Here is a 15,786-nt window from a genome sequence, read left to right on the forward strand (position 1 = left end):
AGAAGGAAGTAAACAGAAATTAACGCGATAGCTTGCTTGTAGGGCAAAAGAAGGTAAAACGACACACGTGGCCGGAGTCGGGCTCCACCCGCCGAGGGACAACGGGAAAAGGTAAGAATTGAAAATGAAGGCTGGTTCAAAGTTTTTGAACGCAGTGTCGGCGTTTGCGCTGTCTGCTAGTGTTGTCGCATCGGGCGCAGGTGTACTGGTACTTGCTTCTGCACCTTCTGCCGAAGCGGCTGTGATCCGGAATGTACAGGTTCGCGGCGCTCAGAGGGCCGGCGAAGAAGCCGTTCGTTCCAATCTGACCATCCGCCCGGGTGTCAGCTTCTCGAACAACGATATCGACGAATCCGTGCGCCGGCTCTATTCGACCGGCTATTTTTCCGATGTCCGCATCAGTGTTTCCGGCAGCACGCTGGTCGTGACGGTCAGCGAGAACGAGCTGGTCAACCAGGTGGTTTTCAACGGCAATCGCAAGATCACCGATGAGAAGCTGCAGGCCGCGGTGCAGACGCAGCCGCTCGGCCCCTACAGCCAGACCATGATCAACGCGGATATCGAGCGCCTGCGCGAAGCCTATCGTGCGATCGGCCGCAGCGACGTGGAGATCACCACGCAGACAGCGCCGGTCGGCCAGGGACGCGTCAACCTCGCCTTCGTCATCAACGAAGGCGATCGCACCAAGATCGCCGACATCAATTTCGTCGGCAACCAGGCCTATGGCGACGGCCGCCTGAAATCCGTGATCATCACCAAGGAATCCGGCCCGCTGTCCTTCCTGACCCGCAAGGACGTCTATAGCGAGGACAAGCTGCGCGCCGACGAGGATGCGCTGCGCCAGTTCTATTACAATCACGGCTATCCGGATTTCCGTGTGATCTCCTCGGAAGCCGTCCTCGACGAGGCGAACAACAGGTACAACATCACCTTCACGGTCGAGGAAGGCCAGCGCTACCAGTATGGTAACATTGGCGTCGAATCTACAGTGGAAGGTGTCAGCGGCGAGGACCTCCAGGGGCTCGTCCAGACCCGTGCGGGCAATACCTATGACGCCCGCGAGATCCAGAAGACGATGGAGGGGATCTCCAAGCGCGTCGCTGCCGCCGGTTATCCGTTCGCCCGCGTCACGCCGCGCGGCGACCGCAACATGGAAAACCATACGATCGGCGTTTCCTATCTCGTCGATCAGGGCGAGCGCGCCTATGTCGAGCGCATCGAGATCCGCGGCAATACCCGCACGCGAGATTACGTCGTTCGTCGCGAATTCGATTTCAGCGAAGGCGATGCCTTCAATCAGGAAATGATTTCGCGTGCCAAGCGCCGCCTGGAGGCCCTCGGCTACTTCACCACGGTCAACATCTCGACCGCCCAGGGCAGCGCGCCGGATCGCGTCGTCGTGGTGGTGGATGTGGAGGATCAGCCGACCGGCTCGTTCGGTATCGGTGCCGGTTACTCCGCCGGCGGCGACGGCTTCATTCTGGAAGCGTCGATCGAAGAGAAGAACTTCCTCGGCCGCGGCCAGTTCATTCGCGTCGCGGTCGGCGGCGGTCTCGACGATGCCCGCAGCTACAACATTTCGTTCACCGAGCCCTATTTCCTCGGTTACCGACTGGCGGCCGGCTTCGACCTCTTCAAGAGCACGACCTCTTCGAACGACTATTACGACTATGAGGAACAGGGCGTCACCTTGCGCGTGACGGCGCCGATCACCGAAGATCTGGCGACGACGTTCCGCTATACCTATAAGGAAATCAAATACGAGAACGAGGGTGCTTACGGCAACGACGGCGATCCGGCGACCACAGCGGATAACCGTGTATCCGACCCGTATATCGATCTTATCGAGGGATCGCCCTGGATACAGTCTTCGATCTCGCAGACCCTCACTTACAACACGCTCGACAGCCAGACGTTGCCGCGTGAAGGCATCTATGCGACGTTCACGCATGAATATGCCGGTCTCGGCGGAGACTCCGAATTCTACAAGATTTCGGCTCGTGCACGTTATTTCCAGACGCTTTCGACCGAAGCCGACCTGATCGGCTCCATCGCCGTGGGTGCCGGTCATGTCTTCTCCACCGGAGGTGATCTGAACGTCTTCGACCAGTTCACCGTCGGCGGCCGCCAGATCCGCGGTTTCGAGAACGACGGTATCGGTCCGCGGACGGTCGAACATGGAGATTCCCTGGGCGGCACCACCTACTTCACGGCCTCCGCCGAAGTATCCATGCCGATGCCTGCTTTCCCGGAAGACTTCGGTCTGCGCGCTGCCTTCTTCGCCGATGCCGGTACGCTTTACGGGAACGATGTCAACCCAGGCACCACCGGAGTGGAGGGCACGGGCATGTCGTGGCGCGCTTCGGTTGGCGCCGGCATCATGTGGGCATCGCCGTTCGGCAACATCCGCTTCGACTACGCCCAGCCGGTCGTCAAGGAAGACTTTGACGAGACCCAGGAATTCCGGTTCAGCATGGCGAACCAGTTCTGATCGTTTCCGCCCGTGACGGCGGGCGGAAATCTGTTCTGGAGTTCGGGCTTTATGGACCCCAATGAGTTCTTTCCGCCCCACGATGGCGTGAGCCTGCGCGAGCTGGCCGCCCGTCTTGGGGCAGAACTGCTTGATGCAGACGCCGGCGACCGGTTGATCCGGTCCGTGGCGCCGGTTGCGCGTGCCGGCGAAGGGCAGATTTGCTACATCCTCTCCCGCAAGAACCGGCAGGAGCTCGAAAGCTGCAAGGCGTCCGCCATTCTCTGCGATGCGGCGATCCGGCCGATCGTTCCGGAGCATATACCGGTCCTCCTGACGAAGACCCCGCACACCGCCTTTGCGCAGGCAGGCGCAATCCTGCACCCGTCCGCATTGCGGCCGGCACCGGTCACGTCCCTACCGGCGGGCATTTCGCCGGCGGCTTTCGTTGATCCTACCGCGAGGCTCGAACCGGGCGTGGAGGTCGAGCCCATGGCCGTGATCGGCGCGCGGGCGGAGATCGGCATCGGCACGCGCATCGGCGCGGGCGCCGTCATCGGCGCGGATGTCAGGATCGGCCGTGATTGCACCGTCGCCGCAGGCGCGAGCATTCTGGCCGCGCTTATCGGCAACGGCGTCATCATTCACAACGGCGTCCGCATCGGCCAGGATGGGTTCGGTTATGCGCCGGGCCCGAAAGGCATGCTGAAGATCGTGCAGGTCGGCCGCGTCATCATCCAGGACAACGTGGAGATCGGCGCCAATACGACGGTGGATCGCGGTGCGATGGACGACACGGTGATCGGCGAGGGGACGAAGATCGACAATCAGGTGCAGGTGGCCCACAATGTTCGCATCGGCCGTCATTGCGGCATAGCGGCCGGTGTTGGTATAGCGGGTTCCACCAAGATCGGTGATGGCGTGCTGATCGGCGGCGCCGCGGCGATCAACGGCCACATCACCATCGGTGACGGCGCGCAACTTGCCGCCTTCAGCGGTGTCGTTGCAAGCGTTCCTCCCGGTGTCATCTATGGCGGCATTCCCGCTCGGCCGATGAAGGATTTCCTGCGCGAGATGGCGGAGAAGATGGCGCAGTCGGATGAGCGGGTGAAACGCAAAGGAGAGAAGAAAAATGACGGATGAGACCAAGCCGGAACTCGGCGCGGCCGACATTCAGGAAATCATGAAGCTGTTGCCGCACCGCTATCCGTTCCTGCTCGTTGACAAGATCATCGAGATCGACGGCGACAATTCCGCGATTGGTATCAAGAACGTGACTGCCAGCGAACCGCATTTCACCGGCCATTTCCCGGACCGGCCGATCATGCCGGGAGTGCTTCTGATCGAAGGCATGGCCCAGACTGCGGGCGCCATTTGCGCGCGGAAGGAAGGCGAGGGCGGGTACCTGGTCTATTTCATGACCATCGACAACGCCCGGTTCCGCAAGCCGGTCGTTCCCGGCGATAGGGTCGAATATCATGTCACCAAGCAGAAGCAGCGCGGCAATATCTGGAAGTTCCATTGCGACGCCAAGGTGGACGGCGCACTGGTTGCGGAAGCGGATATCGGCGCGATGATGCGCAAGGGTAGTGAATGAATAGGATCGCAGCCAGCGCACGCATCCACCCGCTTGCGGTGGTCGAGGACGGAGCCGTTATCGGCGAGAACGTCGTCGTCGGCCCGTTTTCGCATGTGGGGCCGCGTGTCGTGCTGAAGGATGGCGTCGAGCTGATCTCGCATGCCGTCGTGATGGGAAATACGCAGATAGGCCGCAATTCCAGGATTTTTCCGATGGCGGTGGTCGGCGGCGTCTCGCAGAGCCTGCACGAGGCCGGCGAGAATTCCTCGCTCGTTGTCGGCGACAACTGCACCATCCGCGAAGGCGTCACGATGAATAGCGGGACCGTGGGCGGCGGCGGCAGGACGGTCGTCGGCAACGATTGCCTGTTCCTGGCGAATTCCCATGTGGCGCACGATTGCCAGCTCGGCGACGGCATCATCATGTCGAACAATGTCATGCTGGCCGGCCATGTGCATGTCGCGGACCGGGCGATTTTGGGCGGCGGCTGTGCGGTGCACCAGTTCACCCGCATCGGCCGCCAGGCCTTCATCGGCGGGCTTTCGGCCGTCAATTACGACGTCATTCCCTACGGCATGCTGAACGGCAATCCGGGCATTCTGGGCGGGCTCAACGTGGTCGGTATGACCCGCGCCGGCATCGAGCGCTCGACGATCCACACCGTGCGTCGTGCCTTCAGGCAGATTTTCGAGGGCGAGGGGAATATCCGCGCCAATGCGGCGGCCATCCGCGACGATTACGCCGACTGCAAGGAAGTGATGGAAATCCTCGATTTCATCGCCGCCGACAGCGATCGGGCGCTCTCTTCTCCGTTCCGCGGCAAGGGTTGATCCGTCATGCCCGGCGGCCTCTCAAGCCTTGAGCCGGAGGGCCGGCTGGCAATCATCGCCGGGAGCGGATTTCTGCCGGTCCATCTGGCGGAGGCGGCGCGCGCGGCCGGCGAGGATCCTTTCATCATCCCGCTGCGCAACGAATCCGATCAGCGTTTCGAAGGTTTCGAGACCGCCGCAGCCGGCATCGCCGACATAGCCGGGTTTGACCGGCTTTTCCGGGAGAAGCGCATCGATCGGGTGGTGCTATCCGGCGGCGTTACCCGAAGGCCCGACTGGCGCGACATCCGTCCGAACTGGAAGGCGCTGCGCAAGCTGCCTTTGCTTATTCGCACGCTCGTCTCCGGCGGCGACGACGCGCTGCTGCAGGCGGCGATCGGTCTCATCGAGGCCCAGGGCTGCCGCGTGATCGGTGCGCATGAAATCGCGCCCGGATTGTTGGCGAGGACGGGGCCGCTCGGCGCGCATTCCCCCTCGGACGACGACCGCCGCGATATCGAAAAGGCATCCGAGGCCGCAAGGCGGCTGGGCGAGCTCGATATCGGCCAGGGAGCGGTGAGCGTCGGCGGCCGGATCGTGGCTCTGGAAGGCGTGGAGGGTACCGACCGCATGCTGGAACGCGTCGCCGCACTACGTTCGGAGGGACGCATCTCGGCGCGCCGCAAGGGCGTGCTGGTCAAGCTCTGCAAACCGCAGCAGGATATGCGCGCCGATCTCCCGGCCGTTGGTCCGTCGACGGTCGAGAATGCCGTAAAGGCGGGGCTCGCCGGCATCGCGATCGAGGCCGGGCGCGCTCTGGTGCTGGAAGAGAAGAAGATGATTGCCGCTGCCGATGCCGCCGGCATCTTCGTCTGCGGCATCGATCCCGGCTTGCCGGATGGAGGCCGGTCGAACGGAGGGTTGTCGTGAGCAGGGTCTTGAAGGTCGGCGTCATCGCCGGTGAAGTCTCGGGCGATCTTTTGGGCGGCGATCTGATCGCGGCGCTGAAGGCTGCCCATGACGGACCCGTCGAATTGACCGGCGTCGGCGGCGAAGCCCTGGAGGCGCAGGGTTTGGCATCCCTCTTCGACTTTTCCGAACTGTCGATCATGGGATTGACGCAGGTGCTTGCCCGTCTGCCGAACCTGATCCGGCGGATCAACCAGACGGCGGCTGCGATCGTTGCCGCCCGGCCGGACGTGCTCGTCATCATCGACAGTCCGGATTTCACCCATCGCGTCGCGAAAAAGGTGCGGGCGGCTCTGCCCGACCTGCCGATCGTCGATTACGTCTGCCCGAGCGTTTGGGCCTGGAAGGAATACCGCGCCGCGGCGATGCTCGCCTATGTCGATCATGTGCTTGCCGTATTGCCCTTCGAGCCGGAGGCGATGAAGCGGCTGGGCGGACCTGAGACCACGTTCGTCGGCCACCGGCTGACCGACGATCCGGCGCTCCTCAAGGTTCGCGGCATCCGCGCCGAACGGCCAGTGAAGACGGAAGGCGAAGAGAAGACCATCCTGCTTTTGCCGGGCTCGCGATCGGCCGAGATCAGGGCGCTTCTGCCGATCTTCGGCGAGGCGGCGCGTGAGTTCGTCGCGCGTAACGGCCCGGCCCGTTTCCTGCTGCCGACCGTGCCGCGCCAGGAAAAGCTGGTGCGCGAGATGGCGGCAAGCCTGCCGGTCCGGCCGGAGATCTCGGTCGGCGCCGAGAGCAAATGGGCAGCTTTCGCGGAAGCCGATGCGGCGATCGCGGCATCCGGAACCGTCATCCTCGAATTGGCTTTGTCAAACGTGCCGGTCGTCTCGGCCTATCAGGCGGATTGGCTGATCACGCTGATGTCGAAGCGGATCAGGATCTGGTCCGGCGCGCTTCCGAACCTGATTGCCGACTATCCCGTCGTGCCTGAATATTTCAACGAGGTGGTGCGGGCAGGCAGCCTGTGCCGCTGGGTCGAGCGCCTTTCGTCGGATACGGCGCAGCGGCGCGCCATGACGGAAGGGTTCGATCTCACCTGGCGACGGCTGCAGGTGCCGGTGCCGCCGGGCGAAGCCGCCGCCGGTGTCGTCCTCGAACTTCTGGACAGGAAAAAACCCGGTCAGCGATGACCGGGTTTTTTGTTTTGCGTCCCGCTTCGATCAGCGCTTGGAGATCGGCAGGTAGTCGCGCTTTGGCTCGCCGGTATAGAGCTGGCGCGGACGGCCGATGCGCTGCTCCGGGTCCTCGATCATTTCGGCCCACTGGGCGATCCAGCCGACGGTGCGGGCGAGCGCGAAGAGCACGGTGAACATGGTGGTGGGGAAGCCCATCGCCTTCAGCGTGATGCCCGAATAGAAGTCGATATTCGGGTAGAGCTTCTTCTCGATGAAATATTCGTCGGTGAGCGCGATGCGCTCCAACTCCATGGCGACCTGCAGCAGCGGATCGTCCTTGTGGCCGAGCTCGCCGAGAACCTCGTGCGTGGTCTTCTGCATGATCTTGGCGCGCGGGTCGTAGTTCTTGTAGACGCGGTGGCCGAAGCCCATGAGGCGGAACGGGTCGTTCTTGTCCTTGGCGCGGGCGATATATTCCGGAATGCGGTCGACCGTGCCGATTTCGGTCAGCATGTTGAGGGCCGCTTCGTTGGCGCCGCCATGCGCCGGACCCCAGAGGCAGGCAATGCCGGCCGCGATGCAGGCGAACGGGTTGGCGCCCGAAGAGCCGGCGAGGCGGACGGTCGAGGTCGAGGCGTTCTGCTCGTGGTCGGCATGCAGGATGAAGATGCGGTCCATGGCACGCGCAAGAACCGGATTGACCACGTATTCTTCGCACGGAACGGCAAAGCACATGCGCAGGAAGTTGGAAGCGTAGTCCAGATTGTTCTGCGGATAAACGAACGGCTGGCCGATGTGATACTTGTAGGCCATCGCCGCGATCGTCGGCATCTTGGCGATCATGCGCAGCGAAGCGACCATGCGCTGATGCGGGTCGGTGATGTCGGTCGAGTCGTGGTAGAAGGCCGACAATGCACCGACCGTTCCGACCATGACGGCCATCGGATGGGCGTCGCGGCGGAAGCCGGTGAAGAAGCGGCTCATCTGCTCGTGCACCATGGTATGGTGCGTGACGCGGTAGTCGAAATCCTTCTTCTGTGCCGCGGTCGGCAGTTCTCCGTAGAGGAGCAGATAGCAGGTTTCCAGGAAGTCGCCGTGCTCGGCAAGCTGTTCGATCGGGTAGCCGCGATGCAGCAGGATGCCTTCGTCGCCGTCGATATAGGTGATCTTGGATTCGCAAGAGGCCGTCGAGGTGAAGCCCGGGTCGTAGGTGAAGGCACCGGTCTGCTTGTAGAGAGAGCCGATATCGATCACGTCCGGACCGATGGAACCCGACCTTACCTGCAGGTCGACTTTCTTGTCGCCCAGTACCACATTTGCGCTTTTATCCGTCATGCTGATCCTCCAACCTTTTGGCGGCGTGGCGCCCAAAAAGCGCCACAAGAATTAAGCGTCCCATGCCTTGCTATATGATCCTAAAGCTGATGCCAAGCTGTCCTGGCGGCATTTTGTGCAGCGCGAAAATCTCTCGGGCCGCGGCTTTTGCTTGGATATCCAACTTCCTGTTGCAGGGTGGTTCGACCCGTCCGGATTGCCGAGATTTCCTGGGCGGTTGACGGCGTGCCGGGAAGCGCGCAGGTTGCATTTGTCGCATGTTTGGCGACGGGGCGGGCTGGGCGTTTCATGTCGGAAGACACTGCGTTTCCGAAACTGACAAAGGTGCGGAGGCCGACCTCCCGGCCGCCCGGTTGGCTGCCAAGCGGAGGCGCATCCGACTCGGACGCTTTTCATGATCCCGCGCCCGTTCCGGTCTACGAGAGGCTGCCGGCAGTCCGCGCGCAGGGAAGTTCCCTGCGGCGCGGGCTCGGCCCCTTGCGTCGCTTCTGGCGCAACAGTCCGGCGATGCTCGCGGAGGAGGCCGCGCACGGACATGCCTTCCTCTTCGTTCCTGTTCTTGTCGGCGCCGGCGCCGCGTGCTGGTTCGCCTTGCCGCGAGACCCGGCTTTCTGGCCGTTCTTTCTGGCTTTCTGCATCTTTGCCGCGCTTGCGGTCGTCACTCGGCACCGTGCCGGCGGCATGCGTTTCCTTCCGCTCGGCATGGCCCTTTTTCTCGGCGGCATGATGCTGGCGGAGCTTGAAGCCTGGCGGCGGGACACGGTCGTTCTCGATTCGCCGGTGACGACCGCGCTGGCTGGCGTGGTCGAAAGACGCGAGGTCGATGCGGATGGGCGCTGGCGCTACGTGGTCCGTGTCGAACGGACGGCCGATCCCGAGGTCAAGCGTCCGCCGGAACGGGTGTCGCTGCTTGCGAGGGCTCGCCACGAGCCGGCCGAAACCGGCGAGACGATCGGCGGCCGGGTACGCATCTCGCCGCCGTCGGGCCCGGCGCTGCCCGGGCTCAACGATTTCGCCTTCTCCTCCTATTTCGACGGTATAGGTGCCGTCGGGTTCTTCTACGGCGCGCCGAAAAGAGAGGCGGGCCCGGCGCCCCCGCGCGCCTGGTTTGCGGAAGTCGAAAGCCGGCTTTTCGATCTGCGCAGCGCGATCGCGACCCGTATCCGCGAGGCGGTGCCGGGTGACGCCGGCGCCTTCGCCGCCGCGATCGTGACGGACGAGCGGCGGGCGATCTCCGAGGAAACGACCGAGGCGCTGCGCCTTTCGGGGCTTGCCCATATCGTCGCGATCTCGGGGCTCAACATGGCGCTCGCCGCCGGCATCTTTTTCGTCGGCGTCCGCACCGCGCTTTCATTCTTCACCGGTTTCGCGCAGGCCTATCCAGTCAAGAAGATCGCCGCTTTCGGCGCGCTTCTCATGGCGACCGCCTATTACCTGATTTCCGGCTTCGGGGTCTCGGCGGAACGGGCCTATATCATGATGGCGGTGATGCTCGTCGCGGTCTTCTTCGACCGGCCGTCGATCAGCCTGCGCAACGTGGCGCTCTCCGCCCTCGTCATCATCGCCATCTCGCCCTCGGAAATATTGGGCCCGAGCTTCCAGATGTCCTTTGCCGCGACCGCAGCCCTGGTTGCCGGCTACGCGCTCTGGAAACATCGGGCGGAAAAGCGCGATCCGGAGCCGCTGCCGTTCCGTCACCCTGCGGTGACGCCGGTTCTGGCCTCCTGGAATTTCGCCGCCGGCATCTTCGTGACATCGCTGATCGGCGGCATCTCTACGGCGATCTTTTCCGTCGAGCACTTTCATCGCATCGCGACCTACGGGCTGGCCGCCAATCTCGCCGCCATGCCGGTCATCTCCTTCGTGGTCATGCCGATGGGGCTGATCGGCATGCTGCTGATGCCCTTCGGGCTGGACGCGCCTTTCCTGAAGCTCATGGGGCTCGGTCTGGAGGCGGTGATCGCGATCGCCAAGCACGTGGCGGCCTGGGGCGGCGACGTCGGCATCGGCCGCCAGCATCCCGGGTTCCTCGCGGTGGCGACCGCGGGTTTTCTTCTGTTGACGCTGCTCAGAACCAGGCTCCGGCTCGTCGGTATTCCGTTCCTCGCCGCGGCCCTGCTGCTCTCCTGGCAGGAGCGCTCGAAACCCCTCCCGGATCTGCTGGTTTCCGAGGACGGCACGATGGTTGCGCTGGTGAACGGAGAAAATGTTGCGGCGAACCGCAGCCGCCCGCCGGATTTCATCTACGGCCAATGGAAGCGCGCGCTTCTCATTGGCGATCCCGTAAAGCCGGAAATGTCACCGCCGAGGGACAGGTCGCCCGATGCCGAATCTTCCGGGACGAAATCCCCGGATGCCGGGGCGGCCGAACGGCGTGACCTGACCGCAGAGGAAATCGAAACCGCCCGAGCCCGCATCAGGGAGGCGCCTGCCGGCCATTTCATCTGCACGCCCCGCATCTGGTGCGCCACAAGGACCGCCGCAGGCGTCATCGTCGCGTCCGTAGAGGACGGTCGCTATGCCGGCGCGGCCTGCGATGCGGCCGATCTCGTCATCGCGCCACGCGCCCGCTTCGACCGCTGCCGTTCCGGCGCGCTGATGATCAACGGCGATACGCTGCGCAGGACCGGCGCCCTCGAAGTATTTCTCAACGGCGCCAGGGAGATCCGCCATTGGCGGATCCATGCCGCCATGGCCGGCCGGGACCGTCCCTGGACCCGACACCGCCATTACGACTGGCGGAGCCAGACATTCAACTCGGCGCTGCCGGAAGCGCTCCGGCCGCTGATCAGTGATAGCGGCGGATGAGGCCGACGAGCTTGCCCTGGATCTTCACCCGGTCGGGGCCGAAGATGCGGGTCTCGTAAGCCGGGTTCGCGGCTTCGAGCGCGATCGAGGCGCCGCGGCGGCGGAAGCGCTTCAGCGTCGCTTCCTCGTCGTCCACCAGCGCCACGACGATATCGCCGGGATTGGCCGTATTGCTGTTGCGGATGATCACCGTGTCGCCGTCGAGAATGCCGGCCTCGATCATCGAGTCGCCCTTGACCTCCAGCGCGTAGTGTTCGCCGGAACCGAGCATCTCGGCCGGCACGGCGATGTCATGCGTGTTGTTCTGGATGGCCGAGAGCGGCACGCCCGCCGCGATGCGGCCCATGACGGGAACCGTGGTGGCGCTGGAGACGTCGTCGTTCGCAGCCGGCTTTGCAGGGACGGCGGCGACAGGCTGCGTCTTGCCGAGACTGCCTTCGATGACGCTCGGCGAAAAGCCGCGGCGTGGCTGCAGGCTCGGCTGATAGGCTTCCGGCAGCTTGATGACTTCCAGCGCCCGCGCCCGGTTCGGCAGGCGGCGGATGAAGCCGCGTTCCTCGAGTGCCGTGATCAGCCGGTGGATGCCGGACTTCGATGCGAGGTCGAGCGCATCCTTCATCTCGTCGAAGGAAGGCGGCACGCCGGATTCCTTCATGCGTTCGTGAATGAACAGAAGCAATTCCTGCTGTTTGCGCGTGAGCATGTGTTGGCACCCTGAGAGTCGGAAACAAATCCAGAACGGACACTATATGTTCCATATGTGTTCCGCAAGTCCCTAAATTTTGGTGAAGTATGGTGATTTTTTCTTCATGGAAGAACGCCACATATCTCTTTTCTCGCCACTTGCGCGGAGCCGGTCCGCTGCCAATGTAGTTTTTGCTGTACCGCATTCTGGGGGCCATCGCGTGAATGCAAGATCGATCGACCATCTCGTCCTGCCGGTGGCGCAGCTGGCGCTTGCGCGCTCGCGGTTTTCCGAGCTTGGTTTTACTGTGGCAGCCGATGCGTTTCATCCGTTCGGCACGGCCAATGCCTGCGTGTTCCTCTCGGACGGCGCCTATCTCGAGCCGCTGGCGATCGCCAACCGCCGTCACGCGTCTGCGGCGGCCAAGCGCGGTAATGTCTTCACCGCGCGCGATCTTGCTTTCCGCAAGGCAAGGGTGAGGCAGGGCTTTTCCGCGCTCGCGGTTGCCACCGTCGATGCCGCCGCCGATCACCAGCGCTTCAAGCTCAGGGGCGTTTCGGCAGGCGATATGCTGGAATTCTCCCGCGGCGTGAGGATGCCGGACGGTTCGCAAACCGAGGCAAGCTTCCGGCTGGCCTTTGCGGGCGACGATCGCACGCCGGATTTCTTCCTCTTCTCCGCCCAGCGCATCAACCCGCTGCCGGCCGATCGCGGCGAGCTGGAACGCCACGCCAACGCGGTCACCGGTTTGAGCGAGATCGTTCTTTCAGCCCCGGTGCCTTCCGAATTCACGCCGCTGATGGAGCAGGTGCTGATGACGGAAGCGGAGATCGAACCGTCCGTCATCAGGCTTGCCGCCGCCAATGCCCGCATCCGCATTGCGCAAGACCGGGACCTTGAGGCGGAATTCGCGCTCGCGCCGGTGCCGGATGCCGGGGGGCTCCGGGGCCGGGCGATCCTCTTCAAGACGGCCGATCTTGCCGTGACAGAGATCACCCTTGCTGCTAATGACGTCGCATTCGTCCGCCGGGAAGGCCGTGTCCTGGTGCAGGCGGCGCCCGGCCAGGGCGTCATGTTCGGTTTCGAGGAATAGTCTCATGGAAGTGTCCGCCAATCCGCGTGTCTTGGTCGGCGAAGGGGAGGGCAAGGTGCTGTTTGCGCAGGATGCGCGCCTTTCGCTGATCGCCGGCCCCTGCCAGATGGAAAGCCGCGACCATGCCTTCATGATGGCCGGTGCCCTGAGGGAGCTCTGCGGCAAGCTCGGCATCGGTCTCGTCTACAAGTCCTCCTTCGACAAGGCGAACCGCACCTCGATTTCCGGCAAGCGCGGCATCGGGCTCGAAAGCGCCATGGAGATTTTCGCCGATCTGAAGAAGGAATTCGGCTTTCCGGTGCTGACCGACATCCATACGGAAGAACAATGCGCGGTCGTCGCGAAGACCGTCGACATCCTGCAGATTCCGGCCTTCCTCTCCCGCCAGACGGATCTGCTGGTCGCCGCAGCCAGGACCGGCCGCGTCATCAACGTCAAGAAGGGGCAGTTCCTGGCGCCGTGGGACATGAAGAACGTGCTGGCCAAATTCACCCAGAGCGGCAATCCGAACGTGCTCCTGTGCGAGCGCGGCGCCTCCTTCGGCTACAATACGCTGGTCTCCGACATGCGCTCGCTGCCGATCATGGCGGCGCTGGGCGCGCCTGTCATCTTTGACGCCACCCATTCGGTGCAGCAGCCGGGCGGGCAGGGCGGTTCGTCCGGCGGGCAGCGGGAATTCGTCGAGACCCTGGCGCGGGCGGCCGTCGCCGTCGGTGTCGCGGGCGTCTTCATCGAGACGCATCAAGACCCGGACAATGCGCCCTCCGACGGCCCGAACATGGTGCATCTGAAAGACATGCCGCGGCTGCTCGAAAAGCTGCTGGCCTTCGATGCCGTCGCCAAGGCTGCCTGAACCGCCCGCCTGAAAAAGCGCGAAAAGCGGCCGCATTGTAATTTTCGTGTCATTGACTATGAGACATTTTCAGTGACCTCGAACCATAGAAATCCGACGTCCAAGCCAGGGAGAGTCTTTTGACCGCCATTACCGATATCATCGCCCGCGAGATCCTCGACAGCCGCGGCAACCCCACCGTCGAAGTGGATGTCTATCTCGAAGACGGCTCTTTTGGCCGTGCGGCCGTTCCCTCGGGCGCGTCGACCGGCGCGCATGAGGCGGTCGAGCTGCGCGACGGCGGCAAGCGCTACCACGGCAAGGGCGTGGAAAAGGCGGTCGAGGCGGTCAACACCGAGATCTTCGATGCGATCGGCGGCTTCGATGCCGAAAACCAGATCCAGATCGACAGGACGATGATCGCGCTCGACGGCACGCCGAACAAGTCGCGCCTCGGCGCAAACGCCATCCTCGGCGTCTCCCTCGCCGTCGCCAAGGCCGCCGCCGAATCCGCCGGCCTGCCGCTCTACCGTTATGTCGGCGGTCCGAACGCCCATGTCCTGCCGGTTCCGATGATGAACATCATCAACGGCGGCGCCCATGCCGACAACCCGATCGATTTCCAGGAATTCATGGTCATGCCGGTCGGCGCCGACACGCTACGCGACGCGGTCCGCATGGGCTCGGAAATCTTCCACGTGCTCAAGAAGGAGCTCGCCGCCCAGGGCCACAACACCAATGTCGGCGACGAAGGCGGTTTCGCCCCGGGCCTCAAGAGCGCGCCGGAGGCTCTCGACTTCATTATGAAATCGGTCGAAAAGGCCGGCTACAAGCCGGGTGAGGATGTCTTCCTGGCGCTCGACTGCGCCTCGACGGAATTCTTCAAGAACGGCAAGTATGTGATGGAAGGCGAGGGCCGCACGCTCGAAAGCGGCGCCATGGCCGACTATCTCGCCGAACTCGTCGGCAAATACCCGATCATCTCGATCGAGGACGGCATGGCCGAGGACGACTGGGACGGCTGGAAGGCATTGACGGACAAGATCGGCGAAAAGTGCCAGCTCGTTGGCGACGATCTCTTCGTCACCAATTCCGCCCGCCTGCGCGACGGCATCCGGATGGGTGTCGCGAACTCCATCCTCGTGAAGGTCAACCAGATCGGCTCGCTGTCGGAAACGCTCGACGCCGTCGAGACCGCCCACAAGGCGCGTTACACGGCCGTCATGTCACACCGGTCGGGCGAGACGGAGGATTCGACCATCGCCGATCTTTCCGTCGCCACCAATTGCGGTCAGATCAAGACCGGTTCGCTGTCGCGCTCCGACCGGCTTGCCAAGTACAACCAGCTCATCCGCATCGAGGAAATGCTGGGTCCGCAGGCGGCTTACGCCGGCCGCTCGATCCTGAAGGCTTGACGTAGTCGCACCGCTCGGCAGCCCCTCATCCGGCCGCCGCCACCTTCTCCCCGCCTGCGGGGAGAAGGACGTATGCCGCTTCGGCTTCTCCAATTCAGTCCGCTTCGTGAGGCACGTTCCCTCTCACCGCTCGCGGGGAGAGGGTTAGGGTGAGGGGCATAGGAAATCTCTCCCGATCTCTCTCGTCCGCATGGACTCGATTCTAGTTAGCGATTGCTTAATCAAGTTCTGCGAACTTGAAATTCTTCCGGATCGATTGTGCGATCCCTCCGTAAAAAGCGTGGCTAGGCGTCGAGTTGGCATGTGGACCAAGCATCATAAGAAAAGAAAATTCGGCCGTTTCGTCCTTCCCGCCATCACCGTCGCCTTCCTTTCATACTTCGGCTATCATTCCGTGCATGGTGATCTCGGCCTGATCGCCACGGAGGAATTCGAGCGCCAGCGGCAGGCGCGGGCGGGGGAACTCGCCAAGTTGACCGCCAGGCGCGAGGCACTGGAGCGGCAGGTGCAGCTGATGAGCGACGGTTCGCTGGAGAAGGATATGCTCGACGAGATCGCCCGCTACCAGCTCAACGTGTCGCGCCCGGACGAGATCGTCATCTTCAACAACTATTTCTGAATTAACCGGAATTCGGTTAACTTAATATTTCGCAAGTCTTTTCAGCGTCTT

General features: G+C 63.2%; 13 protein-coding genes. 11 read left to right on the plus strand and 2 right to left on the minus strand.

What is annotated here, in order from left to right; translation table 11 throughout:
* Positions 1–124: 124 nt before the first annotated feature.
* From bamA to lpxB, 6 genes are read left to right on the plus strand one after another with little or no spacing between them, the layout of a single operon-like run.
* Entirely contained in the window at positions 125–2,491 is a 2,367-nt protein-coding gene (gene bamA, locus ACMGE0_RS12400) for an outer membrane protein assembly factor BamA (RefSeq protein WP_436816152.1), read from the plus strand.
* A gap of 51 nt (positions 2,492–2,542) precedes the next feature.
* Positions 2,543–3,613, plus strand: a complete 1,071-nt coding sequence (gene lpxD / locus ACMGE0_RS12405) for a UDP-3-O-(3-hydroxymyristoyl)glucosamine N-acyltransferase (RefSeq protein WP_436816153.1) — start codon at positions 2,543–2,545, stop codon at positions 3,611–3,613.
* Positions 3,603–4,067 carry a 3-hydroxyacyl-ACP dehydratase FabZ gene (gene fabZ / locus ACMGE0_RS12410; RefSeq protein WP_436816154.1) on the plus strand — a complete coding sequence of 155 codons (465 nt, stop codon included), beginning with the start codon at positions 3,603–3,605 and terminating at the stop codon, positions 4,065–4,067. The genes lpxD and fabZ overlap by 11 nt, the downstream gene beginning before the upstream one ends.
* The gene (gene lpxA, locus ACMGE0_RS12415; RefSeq protein WP_436816155.1) at positions 4,064–4,879 is read left to right on the plus strand and encodes an acyl-ACP--UDP-N-acetylglucosamine O-acyltransferase; all 816 of its coding nucleotides are present in this window, start codon (positions 4,064–4,066) and stop codon (positions 4,877–4,879) included. The genes fabZ and lpxA overlap by 4 nt, the downstream gene beginning before the upstream one ends.
* A 6-nt stretch (positions 4,880–4,885) precedes the next feature.
* Positions 4,886–5,788, plus strand: a complete 903-nt coding sequence (locus ACMGE0_RS12420) for an LpxI family protein (protein ID WP_436816156.1) — start codon at positions 4,886–4,888, stop codon at positions 5,786–5,788.
* The gene (gene lpxB, locus ACMGE0_RS12425) at positions 5,785–6,963 is read left to right on the plus strand and encodes a lipid-A-disaccharide synthase (RefSeq protein WP_436816157.1); all 1,179 of its coding nucleotides are present in this window, start codon (positions 5,785–5,787) and stop codon (positions 6,961–6,963) included. Before ACMGE0_RS12420 ends, lpxB begins: the two co-directional genes overlap by 4 nt.
* A gap of 30 nt (positions 6,964–6,993) precedes the next feature.
* On the opposite strand, the gene gltA is transcribed toward lpxB, so the two are convergent.
* Entirely contained in the window at positions 6,994–8,283 is a 1,290-nt protein-coding gene (gene gltA / locus ACMGE0_RS12430; RefSeq protein ID WP_436816158.1) for a citrate synthase, read from the minus strand.
* A 288-nt stretch (positions 8,284–8,571) separates the two neighbouring features.
* Between gltA and ACMGE0_RS12435 the strand changes: the two genes are divergently transcribed.
* Positions 8,572–11,091, plus strand: a complete 2,520-nt coding sequence (locus ACMGE0_RS12435) for a ComEC/Rec2 family competence protein (RefSeq protein ID WP_436816159.1) — start codon at positions 8,572–8,574, stop codon at positions 11,089–11,091.
* On the opposite strand, the gene lexA is transcribed toward ACMGE0_RS12435, so the two are convergent.
* Entirely contained in the window at positions 11,072–11,794 is a 723-nt protein-coding gene (gene lexA, locus ACMGE0_RS12440; RefSeq protein WP_436816160.1) for a transcriptional repressor LexA, read from the minus strand. The two genes, ACMGE0_RS12435 and lexA, sit on opposite strands and share 20 nt — an antisense overlap.
* 202 nt (positions 11,795–11,996) lie before the next feature.
* Here lexA and ACMGE0_RS12445 point away from each other — a divergent pair, with 202 nt between their 5' ends.
* The 4 genes from ACMGE0_RS12445 (at position 11,997) to ACMGE0_RS12460 (ending at position 15,735) form a co-directional block, all read left to right on the plus strand.
* Entirely contained in the window at positions 11,997–12,869 is an 873-nt protein-coding gene (locus ACMGE0_RS12445) for a VOC family protein (RefSeq protein ID WP_436816161.1), read from the plus strand.
* A 4-nt stretch (positions 12,870–12,873) separates the two neighbouring features.
* The gene (gene kdsA, locus ACMGE0_RS12450) at positions 12,874–13,722 is read left to right on the plus strand and encodes a 3-deoxy-8-phosphooctulonate synthase (RefSeq protein ID WP_436816162.1); all 849 of its coding nucleotides are present in this window, start codon (positions 12,874–12,876) and stop codon (positions 13,720–13,722) included.
* Between the two features lie 119 nt (positions 13,723–13,841).
* Positions 13,842–15,116 (plus strand): phosphopyruvate hydratase, encoded by a 1,275-nt coding sequence (eno, locus tag ACMGE0_RS12455; RefSeq protein WP_436816163.1) that lies wholly within the window; start codon positions 13,842–13,844, stop codon positions 15,114–15,116.
* Between the two features lie 301 nt (positions 15,117–15,417).
* Positions 15,418–15,735 carry an FtsB family cell division protein gene (locus ACMGE0_RS12460; protein WP_436816164.1) on the plus strand — a complete coding sequence of 106 codons (318 nt, stop codon included), beginning with the start codon at positions 15,418–15,420 and terminating at the stop codon, positions 15,733–15,735.
* Positions 15,736–15,786 lie beyond the last annotated feature (51 nt).

This window comes from Neorhizobium descurainiae (genome assembly GCF_051400715.1).
Lineage (GTDB): Bacteria > Pseudomonadota > Alphaproteobacteria > Rhizobiales > Rhizobiaceae > Neorhizobium.